Below are 12,921 nucleotides of genomic sequence, written 5' to 3' on the forward strand. Positions count from 1 at the left end.
TGGTGGGCTGCCCGCGACACCGTTCGACGGTGCGCGACGCTCCTGGAGTCCATCCGCGGAGGATGGCGCTCCGGCTGGTTGTCCCGCTCTGACGGCACGGGACTCAGCACTCCGGGGGATTCTACAGGGCGCTCAGGACCGCCTGCGACCGACGTGCTTCCTGGTCCACTCCACCGCGTCCGCGTAGCGTGCCTCGGCACCGTGCCGGCCCGGGGTGTAGTACTCGCGGTCCTTGAGGGCGTCCGGGGCGTACTGCTGCTGGGCGATGCCCTCGGGCAGGTCGTGCGGGTAGACGTATCCCTGGGCGTGGCCGAGCTTGGCGGCGCCCTTGTAGTGCCCGTCGCGCAGGTGCGGCGGGACCGGCCCGGCCAGGCCCTTGCGTACGTCCTCCATGGCGGCGCCGATCGCGGTGGTGGCCGAGTTGGACTTGGGGGCGAGCGCGAGGGCGATGGTGGCGTGGCTGAGGGTGAGGGCGGCCTCGGGGAAGCCGATCATCGCGACGGCCTGGGCCGCGGCGACCGCGATGGGCAGGGCGTTGGGATCGGCCAGGCCGATGTCCTCGCTGGCGGAGATCATCAGGCGCCGGGCGATGAACCGCGGGTCCTCACCGGCCTCGATCATGCGGGCCAGGTAGTGCAGGGCCGCGTCGACGTCGGAGCCCCGGATGGACTTGATGAGGGCGCTGGCGACGTCGTAGTGCTGGTCGCCGTCGCGGTCGTACTTCACCGCGGCACGGTCGACGGTCTGCTCCAGCGTTTCGAGACCGATCACGCTCTCACCCTGGTCCAGGGCCGCTCCGGCGGCGGCCTCCAGGGCGGTCAGGGCCCGGCGGGCGTCTCCGCCGGCGATGCGGAGCAGGTGCTCCTCGGTGTCCTCGGGGAGGGTGACGGCGTCCTTCAAGCCGCGCTCGTCGCTCAGGGCCCGCTTGAGGAGGCCTCGGATGTCGTCGTCGGTGAGGGGTTCGAGGGTGAGCAGCAGGGAGCGGGAGAGCAGCGGGGAGATCACCGAGAAGTACGGGTTCTCCGTCGTCGCCGCGATCAGGGTCACCCAGCGGTTCTCGACCGCCGGCAGCAGGGAGTCCTGCTGGGCCTTGCTGAAGCGGTGGATCTCGTCCAGGAAGAGGACGGTCTCCTTGCCGAAGCCGCCGGCGGCGCGGCGGGCGCCGTCGATGACCGCGCGGACCTCCTTGACGCCGGCGGTGATCGCGGACAGCTCCACGAACCGCTTGTCGGTCGCCTTGGAGACCACGTACGCGAGGGTGGTCTTGCCGGTGCCGGGCGGGCCCCACAGGATCACGGAGGAGGGTCCGGCGGGCCCGCCGGAGCCCTCGCCGACCAGCCGGCGCAGCGGGGAGCCGGACTTCAGCAGGTGCTGCTGGCCCACGACCTCGTCGAGGGTACGCGGGCGCATCCGCACCGCCAGGGGGCTCGCTGCCGGGTCCTTCTCCTGGCGTTCTTCCGCCGCGGCGGTGAACAGGTCGGGTTCCACGCTGAAACCCTAGAACACGGCACTGACAACGCGGCGGCTCCGGGTCAGGCCCAGAGCTGGCTGCCCCAGCGGGTCAGGACCAGCATGGCGATGATTCCGCAGTGGGTGAGCGGGACGACCCAGGCGAACTCGGCGAGGAACCGCTTCAGCCAGCCCGGCGCGGGCAGGAAGCCGTTGCGGACGTTGAACGAGGTCACGTACCAGAACATGGTGATCGTGGCGACCCAGGCCAGCGAGCACCACAGGCACAGCGCGTTGATCCGGTACAGGGACTGGAACTGCAGCCAGGTGACGAAGGCGACACCGAAGAGCGTGCCGAAGTTGAAGGTCAGCCAGTACCAGCGCGGGAAGCGGGCGCGGGCCAGCAGGCTCATGCCGACGCAGATCACGATGCCGTAGCAGACCAGGCCCAGCCAGGGGTTCGGGAAGCCGAAGGCCGCCGCCTGCTTGCTCTCCATGACGCTGCCGCAGGACACGATCGGGTTGACGCTGCACCCGGGCGTGAACGTCTTCCCGGCGATCTTCGCCTCAAGGATCTTGTTCTTGTCCAGCGTGATGACCCAGGCGGCCAGCAGTCCGGCCGCGCCGGTGATCACCAGCAGCAGGGCGAAGGCCCGGCCGCTGCCCACCACGCGCGGGCCGTCGGCGGCGCGCTCGGGACCGGACTCCGTGGAGACGTCGTTGACTGTCGTCTTGCTCATCACGCCGATTCCGTCATGTGAGAGTTGGACCATCTTCGGGCACGGCTCATTGTGCCGCACCCATGTGTCTGTCCACCGTTCGAAGGACATAAGGAGGTACGCACGGTGGGCACGGATCGTTCGGTTCCCGTCGATGCTCGGGGGCATGACAGCACACGCGAACGAATTCGCGGTCGACGTCCGGGGGCTGCGCAAGCGGTACGGGGGCGTCAGCGCGGTGGACGGTCTCGATCTCGGTATCCGGCGCGGTGAGGTGTTCGGCCTGCTCGGGCCCAACGGCGCGGGCAAGAGCACGACGGTCGAGATCCTTCAGGGCAACCGGTCACGGGACGGGGGCGAGGTGTCCGTCCTCGGGGCGGACCCGGCGACGGGCACGCGCGCGTGGAGGTCCCGTGTGGGAATCGTCTGGCAGGACGAATCGGCGCCCGCGGAGTTGACGGTCGGCGAGACGGTACGGCACTTCGCCCGCTACTACCCGCACCCGCGCGACCCGCGGGAGGTCATCCGGCTGGTCGGCCTCGAAGCGAAGGCGGACAGCCGGGTCAAGTCCCTCTCCGGCGGCCAGCGGCGGCGCCTCGACGTGGCGCTCGGTGTGATCGGCGATCCGGAACTGCTGCTCCTCGACGAGCCGACCACCGGCTTCGACCCGGCCGCCCGGCGCCAGTTCTGGGACCTGATCCGGCTGCTCGCCGACGACGGCACGACCATCCTGCTCACCACGCACTATCTGGAAGAGGCCGAGACCCTCGCCGACCGGCTCGCGGTCGTCGCCCGGGGCCGGGTCGTCGCCGAGGGCACACCCGCCGGCCTGCGCCGCCGGTACGGCGGTGAGGTCACCGTCACCTGGACGGAACCCGACGGCTCCCCGCGCGCGGAGCACACCGCCACGCCGACCCGGACCGTCGCCGCGCTCATGCGCCGCTTCGACGGCGAGATACCCGCGCTGACCGTGACCCGCCCCACCCTGGAGGACGTCTACCTCCGGCTGACCGGACAGGAGGCCGTGCGATGACCACCACCGGCGTACGTGCCACCGCCCGCGAGTCCGCCGGGATCATGCCCGGTGCCTGGCGGATCGGCCTGCTGCGCGGCGCGCTGGAGATCAAGCAGTTCTTCCGGCTGCGCGAGCAGGTGGTGTTCACCTTCTCCTTCCCGGTGGTGTTCCTGTTCTTGTTCGCGTCGATCTTCCGCGACCGCGTCGGGCACACCGGGGTCACCGCCTCCCAGCTGTACGTACCCGCGATGATGGCCTCCGGGATCATGGCGACGAGCTTCCAGTCGCTCGGCATCTCCATCGCGGTCGAGCGGGACGAGAAGGTGCTGCGGCGGCTGCGCGGCACGCCGATGCCGCCCGCCGCCTACTTCCTGGGCAAGATCTGGCTGGTTCTGTTCACGGCCGTCCTGGAGACCGCGATCCTGCTGGCCGTCGGCACCGCGTTCTACGGCGTCCACCTGCCGTCGGACGCCGGACGCTGGCTGGACTTCGGCTGGATCTTCGTGCTCGGGCTGACCGGTTGCGCGCTGCTCGGCATCGCCATCAGCTCGGTGCCCAGGTCGGCCAAGAGCGCCAGCTCGGTCGTGGTCCTGCCCTTCCTGGTGATCCAGTTCATCTCCGGGGTCTACATCTCCGTCGACACCATCCCCGGCTGGATGCTCGACATCGGCGCCCTGTTCCCGCTGAAGTGGCTGTGCCAGGGACTCAGGGGTGTGTTCCTGCCCGACTCGGCCAAGGTGCTGGAGCAGGCGGGGAGCTGGGAGTTCGGGCGGATCGCGCTGGTGCTGGCCGCCTGGTGCGCCGGAGGATTGGCGCTGTGCTTGCTGACCTTCCGGTGGAAGAACCGGCGCGACGGGTGAGGGGTGACAGGGCCCGCGGGGTCCACGCCTGGGACCGTTCGATGCTGCTCTGGGACGTGTACTTCGCGGTGGCCTGGGTGGCCACGCAGATCATGCTGCTGGGCGCCGGACACCCGGCGTGGCCGGTCCGTGCGGTCGCGGCCGGGCTCATCGTGCCGCTGGTTCCCTGGTACGTGGGGGTGGGGCGTCGGCTGCTCGGGGAGGATCCACCGGACGAGCGCCGCGCCCGCGCCTACCTGGCCGGGGCGACGGCCCTGTTCCTGCCGTCCGCCGTACTGGCCGGCGAGACGCGGATCCTGGCCTTCGCGCTGATCCCCCAGTGCTTCATGACCCTGCGCATGCGCGGAGCGCTGACCGCCGTGACGGTGATCAACGTGGTCCCGGTCGCGGGCTGGGCGGTGCTGTGGCGGCCGGGCGCCGAGGATCTGCTCGTCAACGCGCTGTCCGCCCTGGTGACCCTGGTGTTCTCGGCGGTCGTCGGGGGCTGGATCATCCGGATCATCGAGCAGAGCCTGGAGCGGGCCGAACTGATCGCCGAACTGGACGCGAGCCGGCACGAGATCTCCCGGCTGTCGGCCGCGCACGGCGCCCTGGCCGAACGCGAACGCCTCGCCCGGGAGATCCACGACACCCTCGCCCAGGGCTTCACCAGCCTGCTGATGCTGGTCCAGGCCGTGGACGCGGAACTCGACTCCGACCCGGGCGAGGCCCGCCGCCACCTCGCCCTCATGGACGAGACGGCCCGCCAAAACCTCGCCGAGGCCCGTGCCCTGGTGGCCGGCGGCGCACCCGCCGACCTGGCGGGCGCCAGCCTCCCGGACGCGCTGCACCGGCTGACCGCCCGCCAGGACGCGACGCTGGAAGTCACCGGCCCGGTGCGGGCGTTGCCGGCCGGCGTGGAGGTGGTGGTCCTGCGCGCCTGCCAGGAGGCCCTGACCAACGCCCGCAGACATGCCGGGAGTTCGTCCCGGGTCGAGGTCCGCCTCGACTACGCCGACGACACGCTGGCCCTGTCCGTCCGGGACGACGGCTGCGGCTTCGACCCGGCCATCGCACCGAGCGGATACGGTTTGGCAGGGCTGCGCGCCCGTGCCGCCGAGGTGGGCGGCACGGCGGCCGTCCGCAGCGTGCCCGGCGACGGCACGACGGTGACCGTGCGCCTGCCCGTCCCCGCCGCCCTGAGGAGTGAGACCCCGTGATCCGGATCGTCCTGGCCGACGACCACCCCGTCGTGCGGGAGGGACTGCGCGCGATGCTGAGCGCCGAGCCGGACCTGGACGTGGTCGGCGACGCGTCCAGCGGGCCGCGGGCGGAGGCGCTGGCGGCCGAACTGCGGCCGGACATCGTGCTGATGGACCTGCGGATGCCGGGTGGCTCGGGCGTGGACTCGATCGCGCGGATGACCGCGGCCGGACTGCCGTGCCGGGTGATCGTCCTGACGACGTACGAGACCGACCGGGACATCCTGCGGGCCGTGGAGGCGGGTGCCGCGGGCTATCTGCTGAAGGACCTGCCCCGGCGTGAACTGGCCGACGCGGTACGGGCGGCGGCGCGGGGCGAGACCGTGCTGGCCCCGTCGGTGGCGGCCCGCCTGGTGGACCAGCTGCGGAGCAGGCCGGAACGCCCCCGGCTGTCCGCCCGCGAGACGGCCGTGCTCCGCCTGGTGGCCGAGGGCTGCACCAACGCGGAGATCGGACGCAGGCTGTACATCGGCGAGTCGACCGTGAAGACCCATCTGCTGCGGACCTTCGGGAAACTGGGAGTGGACGACCGTACGGCCGCGGTGACCAGCGCGATGCGGTACGGCCTGCTGGAACAGTGAGAGGGCGCCGGGGATCGTCCCCGGCGCCCTCTCGTCGGCCGTGACTAGCCGAGCCGGGACTCCAGCTCCGCCACGATCTCGTTCACGCCGATCGCCGTCTGCTCGCCGGACTCCATGTCCTTGAGCTGGACGACGCCGTCGGCGAGGTCGCGTTCGCCGGCCACGATCGCGTAGCGGGCCCCGCTGCGGTTGGCGTTCTTCATGGCGCCCTTCAGGCCCTTGCCGCCGTACGAGAAGTCCGCCGTGATGCCGACCTTGCGCAGCTCGGTGACCTTCGCGAACAGCACGCGGCGGGCCTCCTCGCCGAGCGGGACGGCGTAGACGGACGTGGTGGACGGGAGGTCCAGCTGCACGCCCTCCGCCTCCAGGGCGAGGACCGTGCGGTCGACGCCGAGGGCCCAGCCCACCGAGGGCAGCGCCGGGCCGCCGATCATCTCGGACAGGCCGTCGTAGCGGCCGCCGCCGCCCACCGCGGACTGGGAGCCCAGGCCGTCGTGGACGAACTCGAAGGTGGTACGGGTGTAGTAGTCCAGGCCGCGCACCAGCTTCGGGTCGTCCTCGAAGGACACGCCCGCCGCCGTGATCAGCTCGCGGACCTCCTCGTGGTACGCCTTGCACGCGTCGCACAGGTAGTCGCGCAGCAGCGGGACGCCGGTGAGCTGTTTCTGGACCGACTCTCGCTTGTCGTCGAGGACCCGGAGCGGGTTGATGTCGACGCGCTGCCGCGTGTCCTCGTCCAGGTCCAGGCCGCGCAGGAAGTCCTGCAGCGCGGCCCGGTACACCGGCCGGCACTCCTTGTCGCCCAGGCTGTTCAGCAGGATGCGGAAGTCGCTGAGGCCCAGCGAGCGGTACGCCTGGTCGGCAAGGATGATCAGCTCGGCGTCCAGGGCCGGGTCCTCCGCGCCGATCGCCTCGGCGCCCACCTGGGAGAAGTGCCTGTACCGGCCCTTCTGCGGGCGCTCGTAGCGGTACTGCGAGCCCGAGTACCAGACCTTCACCGGGAGGTTGCCCGTCTTGTGCAGGTTGGCCTCCAGCACCGCGCGCAGCACGGGCGCGGTCGTCTCGGGACGCAGGGCCAGCCTGTCGCCGCCCTTCGTCTCGAAGACGTACATCTCCTTCGTCACGATGTCGGTGGACTCACCGACGCCGCGCGCGAACAGCTCCACGTTCTCGAAACCGGGCGTCTCGATGTAGCCGTAGCCGGAGCTCCTGAGGGGCGCGGCGATCGCCTCGCGGACGGCCAGGAACCTGGCGCTGTCCGGCGGCAGCAGGTCGTACGTGCCCTTGGGTGCCTTGAAAGTGCTCACGGAAATCTCTCGTCACATTCCTCGTCGTGGAGCCGGGGAGGCTTCCTGGCCGGCGGCCACCTGCCGCAGATACGGGTTGGTGGCGCGCTCCTGGCCGATGGTCGTCTGGGGGCCGTGTCCGGACAGCACCACGGTGGAGTCGTCGAGCGGCAGGCACACGCGGGCCAGCGACTCGAACATGTCCTCCATGGATCCGCCCGGCAGGTCGGTGCGTCCGATGGAGCCGGCGAACAGCAGATCCCCGGAGAAGAACACCGACGGGATGTCGGCGGTCTCGGGCATCCGGAAGGTCACCGACCCCTTGGTATGGCCCGGCGCGTGTGCGACGGAGAACTGGAGGCCCGCCAGGTCGAGGGTGGTGCCGTTCGTCAGCTCGCGGACGTCGTCCGGCTCCCCCACGGTCAGCTCGCCCATCAGCGGCATTCCGATGGACCGGCCGAGCGCCTTCTCGGGATCGCTCATCATGTACCGGTCCTCGGGGTGGATCCAGGCCGGTACGTCGTGTGCGCCGCAGACGGGGACGACCGAGGCCACGTGGTCGATGTGCCCGTGGGTGAGGACGACCGCGACGGGCTTGAGCCGATGCTTCTTCAGTGCTTCCTCGACGCCGTCGGCGGCCTGGTGGCCGGGGTCGATGATCACGCACTCCTCACCGGCGGCGGGGGCGACGAGATAACAGTTCGTCCCCCAGGCCCCGGCGGGGAACCCGGCAATGAGCACGATCGTCCTTCGTTGTGTCGGTACGGGTGGCTGCTGGCTGTGGTCCTGAGCCTACCGGCGCTGCCGTTTCCTCAGCGAACCCATATACGGTACGGGGCTACACGCAGTGGTCGGCTCACGACGACGTACGCGTACCGGTCGGCACACGACAGGCATGAGGAGAGAACCCGGTGGTCAGCCAGGAGCAGCGGCGGCGTCAGCTCGCCCGGGAGAAGTTCTTGCGGCAGCAGCAGCGGCGCACCAGCGCGCGACGCAAGGCGCGCGTGCGCAACTCCGTGATCGCGTCGGTACTGGGCGTGATCGTGATCGGCAGCGTCGCGTTGTACACGACCGGTGTGCTGAAGGGCGGCGACGACGACAAGAGCAACGCCGCCGACCACGTCACGCCCAGCGCCTCGCCGACCAGCAAGGCCCCGGACCCGTGCGCGAAGCCCGCGGCCGGCTCGGCGAAGAAGCTGAGCTGGAAGAAGGAGCCGGCGACCACGATCGACACGTCGGCGAAGTACACGATGAAGCTCGCGACGACGTGTGGCGACATCGACGTCGCGCTGAAGACGGCGGCGGCCCCCCACACGGTGAACTCGTTCAACTTCCTGGCGGGCAAGGGCTACTTCGACCACACCAAGTGCCACCGCCTGACCACCACCGGCATCTACGTGCTGCAGTGCGGTGACCCGCAGGGCACCGGGATGGGCGGGCCGGGCTACACGCTGCCGGACGAGAACCTGAAGGACAAGAGCCTGAAGGGCAACACGTACCCGGCGGGCACGGTGGCGATGGCCAACACCGGTCAGAAGCACACCGGCGGCAGCCAGTTCTTCCTGGTCTACAAGGACAGCCCGTTGCCGCCGCAGTACAGCCCGTTCGGGACGGTCTCGGACGCGGGCATGAAGGTGCTGCAGAAGATCGCCGCCGCCGGTGCCCAGGCGGCCGACCCGTCGACGGGCAACACCGCCCCGAACGCGACCGTGGTGATCAACAAGGCGACGGTGACGAAGTCCTGACGGCAATGACGGTCAACTGTGGAATTTCGGTCGCGCTGGATGCGGACAGGCAACCCGCTGGTCGCCTATGTTGGCCGTGACGAAACTGTGGACGATACCGGGGGTGCCGAGGCCCCCCGCAGGCATCATGTGGAGGAGGCGCTGTGAGCAGCGACCCGTGGGGCCGCGTCGACGAGACGGGGACCGTGTACGTGCGTACGGCCGACGGCGAGCAGGTCGTCGGCTCCTGGGCGGCCGGCTCCCCTGAGGAGGCGCTTGCCTACTTCGAGCGCAAGTACGAGGGCCTGGTTGTCGAGATCGGCCTCCTCGAGAAGCGAGTGCAGACCACCGACCTGTCGGCGAAGGACGCCCAGACCGCCATCGACCACCTGCGCGAGCAGGTGGAGGCACATCACGCGGTGGGCGACCTGGACGCCCTGCGGGGACGGCTGGACAAGCTCGTGGAGACGGTCGAGGCGCGCCGCGAGGAGCGCAAGGCGCAGCGGGCCAGGCAGTCCGACGAGGCCCGCAAGGCCAAGGAGGACCTGGTCATCGAGGCGGAGCAGCTGGTGCAGTCCGACCAGTGGCGGGCCGCCGGTGAACGGCTGCGGGCGCTGGTGGACACCTGGAAGGGGCTGCCGCGGCTGGACCGCAAGTCCGACGACGAACTGTGGCACCGCTTCTCGCACGCCCGGTCGGCGTTCTCCAAGCGGCGCAAGGCGCACTTCGCGCAGCTGGACGCGCAGCGCGAGGAGGCCCGCCGCACCAAGGAGCGGCTGGTCGCCGAGGCCGAGGGGCTGTCGGATTCGCAGGACTGGGGTCCCACGGCGGCCCGCTACCGTGAGCTGATGGCCCAGTGGAAGGCCGCGGGCCGCGCCCAGCGCGAGCACGAGGACGACCTGTGGAACCGCTTCCGCGGCGCTCAGGACGTGTTCTTCGCCGCCCGCAGCTCGGTGTTCGCCGAGCGGGACGCGGAGCAGTCGGAGAACCTCAAGCTGAAGGAGGAGCTCGCCGAGGAGGCCGAGAAGCTGCTGCCGATCGGTGACCTGAAGTCGGCGCGGGCCGCCTTCCGCTCGATCAACGAGCGCTGGGAGGCCATCGGGCACGTCCCGCGGGACGCGCGTCCGAAGGTCGAGGGCCGGATGCACGCGGTCGAGCGGGCGATCCAGGAGGCCGAGGAGGCCGAGTGGCGCCGGACGAACCCGGAGGCACGCGCGCGTGCCGAGGGCCTGACCGGTCAGCTGCAGGCCGCCGTGGACAAGCTCGGGACGCAGATCGAGCAGGCCCGCGCCCAGGGCAACAACGCCAGGGCCGACAAGCTGCAGCGCGAGCTGGAGGGCCGCCAGGCGCTCCTGGACCAGGCTCTGAAGGGCCTGCAGGAGTTCGGCGGCTGATCCCCTCACCCGCATGCGAAAGGGCCCCGTACGCGCGTACGGGGCCCTTTCGCATGCGGCTCTTACGACCGGCTGCGTCCCGAGGTCACGCGGTAGACGTCGTACACGCCCTCCACGCCCCGTACGGCCTTCAGGACGTGGCCGAGGTGCTTGGGGTCGCCCATCTCGAAGGTGAACCGGGAGGTGGCCACCCGGTCGCGGGAGGTCTGGACGGCCGCGGACAGGATGTTGACGTGCTGGTCGGACAGGACGCGGGTGACGTCGGACAGCAGACGGGAGCGGTCCAGCGCCTCGACCTGGATGGCGACCAGGAACACCGAGGACTGGGTGGGCGCCCACTCGACGTCGAGGATGCGCTCCGGCTCGCGGGACAGCGAGTCGACGTTCACGCAGTCGCTGCGGTGAACCGATACGCCGCTGCCGCGCGTGACGAAGCCGATGATCGGGTCGCCCGGTACGGGCGTACAGCAGCGGGCCAGCTTGACCCACACGTCGTCCACACCCTTGACGACGACGCCCGGATCGGCGCTGGAGCGGCGCTTGCGGCCCCGGCTGCGCGTCGGCGGTACCGACTCGTCGATCTCCTCGGTGGCGGCCTCCTCACCGCCGAGGGCCTGGACCAGCTTCTGCACGATGTTCTGCGCGGAGACATGGCCCTCGCCGATCGCCGCGTACAGCGCGGAGATGTCCGAGTAGCGCATCTCGTGCGCGAGCGTGACGAGAGAGTCGCCGGTGAGGATGCGCTGGATCGGCAGGTTCTGCTTGCGCATCGCCCGGACGATCGCGTCCTTGCCCTGCTCGATCGCCTCGTCCCGGCGCTCCTTGGAGAACCAGGCCCGGATCTTGTTGCGGGCGCGCGGCGACTTGACGAAGCCGAGCCAGTCACGGGACGGCCCGGCGCCGGGTGCCTTGGAGGTGAAGACCTCCACCAGGTCCCCGTTGTCCAGGGTGGATTCGAGCGGTACGAGCCTGCCGTTGACCCGCGCTCCTATGGTGCGGTGGCCGACCTCGGTGTGGACGGCGTACGCGAAGTCCACCGGGGTGGCGCCGGCCGGCAGCGCGATGACATCGCCCTTGGGAGTGAAGACGAAGACCTCGTTGCGGGAGAGGTCGAAGCGCAGGGACTCCAGGAACTCGCCGGGGTCCTCGGTCTCCTTCTGCCAGTCGAGCAACTGCCGCAGCCACGCCATGTCGTTGAGGTGGTCGTCCTTGCCCTTGGCGGCCTTCGGTACGTCGGTGCGCACCTTGGAGGCGCCGGCGACGGCCTCCTGCTTGTACTTCCAGTGCGCGGCGATGCCGTACTCGGCGCGGCGGTGCATGTCGAAGGTGCGGATCTGCAGTTCGACCGGCTTGCCGTTGGGGCCGATGACCGTCGTGTGCAGCGACTGGTACATGTTGAACTTGGGCATCGCGATGTAGTCCTTGAACCGGCCGGGGACCGGGTTCCATCGCGCGTGCACGGTGCCGAGGGCGGCGTAGCAGTCGCGGACCGTGTCGACGAGGACACGGATGCCCACCAGGTCGTAGATCTCCGCGAAGTCGCGACCGCGGACGATCATCTTCTGGTAGACGCTGTAGTAGTGCTTCGGGCGGCCGGTGACGGTCGCCTTGATACGGGCGGCGCGCAGGTCGGCCTGGACCTCGTCGGTCACTATGGCCAGGTACTCGTCACGCTTCGGCGCCCTTTCGGCCACCAGCCGTACGATCTCGTCGTACATCTTGGGGTAGAGGATCGCGAACGCGAGGTCCTCCAGCTCCCACTTGATGGTGTTCATGCCGAGGCGGTGGGCGAGCGGCGCGTAGATCTCCAGGGTCTCGCGCGCCTTCTTCTCCTGCTTCTCGCGCTTGAGGTAACGCATCGTGCGCATGTTGTGCAGGCGGTCGGCGAGCTTGATGACCAGGACGCGCGGGTCCTTGGCCATGGCGACGACCATCTTGCGCACGGTCTCGGCCTGCGCGGCCTCGCCGAACTTGACCTTGTCCAGCTTGGTGACGCCGTCGACGAGCAGGGCGACGGTGTCACCGAAGTCGCGGCGCAGCTGGTCGAGGCCGTACTCGGTGTCCTCGACGGTGTCGTGCAGCAGTCCCGCCATCAGGGTGGCCGGGTCCATGCCCAGCTCGGCGAGGATGGTGGTGACGGCGAGGGGGTGCGTGATGTACGGGTCGCCGCTCTTGCGCTTCTGGCCGCGGTGCCAGCGCTCGGCGACCTGGTAGGCCCGCTCGATCTGCCGGAGCGTGGCGTTCTCGGTCTTGGGGTCGTTGCTGCGCACTATCCGCAGCAGGGGCTCCAGGACCGGGTTGTAGGGGTTCGCGCGCTGGACGCCCAGGCGGGCCAGGCGGGCGCGGACGCGGTTGGAGGAGCCCGTGCGGGTGGGCGGGGTGGCCGGCTGGCGCACCACGGGCGGCTGCGCCGGGCGCTCGGGTGGGGCGGGCTTGGGACGGGTGGTCTCGGCAGCCTTTTCGACGGGCGCGGCCTGGGCGTGCTCGATCGGCCCGCGGGTGTCGTTCTTCGCGTCGGACGCGTGCGAAGCGGGCTTCGCCGCGGCTGCCGAGGCGGACTCGGGCTTGGCGGCGGTCAGGTGCTGGGCCTCGTCTGGCAAGAGGGCTCCTCGTGCGCGATCCGGGTCCCCCGGTCAGGCTCCGGAGACCCCA

At 70.5% G+C, this 12,921-nt stretch carries 11 protein-coding genes; 6 read left to right on the plus strand and 5 right to left on the minus strand.

What is annotated here, in order from left to right; all coding sequences use genetic code 11:
* Window positions 1–132: 132 nt before the first annotated feature.
* Both IO33_RS0107790 and IO33_RS0107795 read right to left on the minus strand, forming a co-directional pair.
* Window positions 133–1,488, minus strand: coding sequence for a replication-associated recombination protein A (locus IO33_RS0107790; RefSeq protein WP_031161782.1), 1,356 nt, complete (start codon window positions 1,486–1,488; stop codon window positions 133–135).
* Between the two features lie 44 nt (window positions 1,489–1,532).
* On the minus strand, window positions 1,533–2,189 hold the full coding sequence (locus tag IO33_RS0107795) for a vitamin K epoxide reductase family protein (protein WP_031161784.1): 657 nt from the start codon (window positions 2,187–2,189) through the stop codon (window positions 1,533–1,535).
* 145 nt (window positions 2,190–2,334) lie between these two features.
* On the opposite strand from IO33_RS0107795, the gene IO33_RS0107800 reads away from it, so the two are divergent.
* From IO33_RS0107800 to IO33_RS0107815, 4 genes are read left to right on the plus strand one after another with little or no spacing between them, the layout of a single operon-like run.
* Complete coding sequence (locus IO33_RS0107800; RefSeq protein ID WP_031161786.1) at window positions 2,335–3,201, plus strand: ABC transporter ATP-binding protein; 867 nt, start codon at window positions 2,335–2,337, stop codon at window positions 3,199–3,201.
* Window positions 3,198–4,043 carry an ABC transporter permease gene (locus IO33_RS0107805; RefSeq protein WP_031161788.1) on the plus strand — a complete coding sequence of 282 codons (846 nt, stop codon included), beginning with the start codon at window positions 3,198–3,200 and terminating at the stop codon, window positions 4,041–4,043. Before IO33_RS0107800 ends, IO33_RS0107805 begins: the two co-directional genes overlap by 4 nt.
* A 41-nt stretch (window positions 4,044–4,084) precedes the next feature.
* Complete coding sequence (locus IO33_RS0107810) at window positions 4,085–5,242, plus strand: sensor histidine kinase (RefSeq protein WP_078963421.1); 1,158 nt, start codon at window positions 4,085–4,087, stop codon at window positions 5,240–5,242.
* Window positions 5,239–5,865: a response regulator gene (locus IO33_RS0107815; RefSeq protein ID WP_031161793.1), complete on the plus strand. Its 627-nt coding sequence runs from the start codon at window positions 5,239–5,241 to the stop codon at window positions 5,863–5,865. Before IO33_RS0107810 ends, IO33_RS0107815 begins: the two co-directional genes overlap by 4 nt.
* 44 nt (window positions 5,866–5,909) lie before the next feature.
* Here IO33_RS0107815 and hisS read toward each other — a convergent pair whose 3' ends face one another.
* Together hisS and IO33_RS0107825 are read right to left on the minus strand one after the other, a co-directional pair.
* Entirely contained in the window at window positions 5,910–7,172 is a 1,263-nt protein-coding gene (gene hisS / locus IO33_RS0107820) for a histidine--tRNA ligase (protein WP_031161796.1), read from the minus strand.
* 12 nt (window positions 7,173–7,184) lie between these two features.
* Window positions 7,185–7,892 (minus strand): MBL fold metallo-hydrolase, encoded by a 708-nt coding sequence (locus IO33_RS0107825; protein WP_031161799.1) that lies wholly within the window; start codon window positions 7,890–7,892, stop codon window positions 7,185–7,187.
* A 170-nt stretch (window positions 7,893–8,062) separates the two neighbouring features.
* Here IO33_RS0107825 and IO33_RS0107830 point away from each other — a divergent pair, with 170 nt between their 5' ends.
* Together IO33_RS0107830 and IO33_RS0107835 are read left to right on the plus strand one after the other, a co-directional pair.
* Entirely contained in the window at window positions 8,063–8,896 is an 834-nt protein-coding gene (locus tag IO33_RS0107830; RefSeq protein WP_031161801.1) for a peptidylprolyl isomerase, read from the plus strand.
* Window positions 8,897–9,039: 143 nt separating this feature from the next.
* Window positions 9,040–10,269: a DUF349 domain-containing protein gene (locus IO33_RS0107835; protein ID WP_031161803.1), complete on the plus strand. Its 1,230-nt coding sequence runs from the start codon at window positions 9,040–9,042 to the stop codon at window positions 10,267–10,269.
* A gap of 62 nt (window positions 10,270–10,331) precedes the next feature.
* On the opposite strand, the gene IO33_RS0107840 is transcribed toward IO33_RS0107835, so the two are convergent.
* On the minus strand, window positions 10,332–12,869 hold the full coding sequence (locus tag IO33_RS0107840) for a RelA/SpoT family protein (RefSeq protein ID WP_031161806.1): 2,538 nt from the start codon (window positions 12,867–12,869) through the stop codon (window positions 10,332–10,334).
* Window positions 12,870–12,921 lie beyond the last annotated feature (52 nt).

The sequence above is a fragment of the Streptomyces durhamensis genome (assembly GCF_000725475.1).
GTDB classification, from domain to species: Bacteria; Actinomycetota; Actinomycetes; order Streptomycetales; family Streptomycetaceae; genus Streptomyces; species Streptomyces filipinensis.

What these genes read in the sequence shown, in the direction of transcription:
- IO33_RS0107795 (WP_031161784.1), bottom strand. Translation starts at nt 2,189, where the DNA reads ATGAGCAAGACGACAGTCAACGACGTCTCCACGGAGTCCGGTCCCGAG.
- IO33_RS0107805 (WP_031161788.1), top strand. Translation starts at nt 3,198, where the DNA reads ATGACCACCACCGGCGTACGTGCCACCGCCCGCGAGTCCGCCGGGATC.
- IO33_RS0107800 (WP_031161786.1), top strand. Translation starts at nt 2,335, where the DNA reads ATGACAGCACACGCGAACGAATTCGCGGTCGACGTCCGGGGGCTGCGC.
- IO33_RS0107810 (WP_078963421.1), top strand. Translation starts at nt 4,085, where the DNA reads ATGCTGCTCTGGGACGTGTACTTCGCGGTGGCCTGGGTGGCCACGCAG.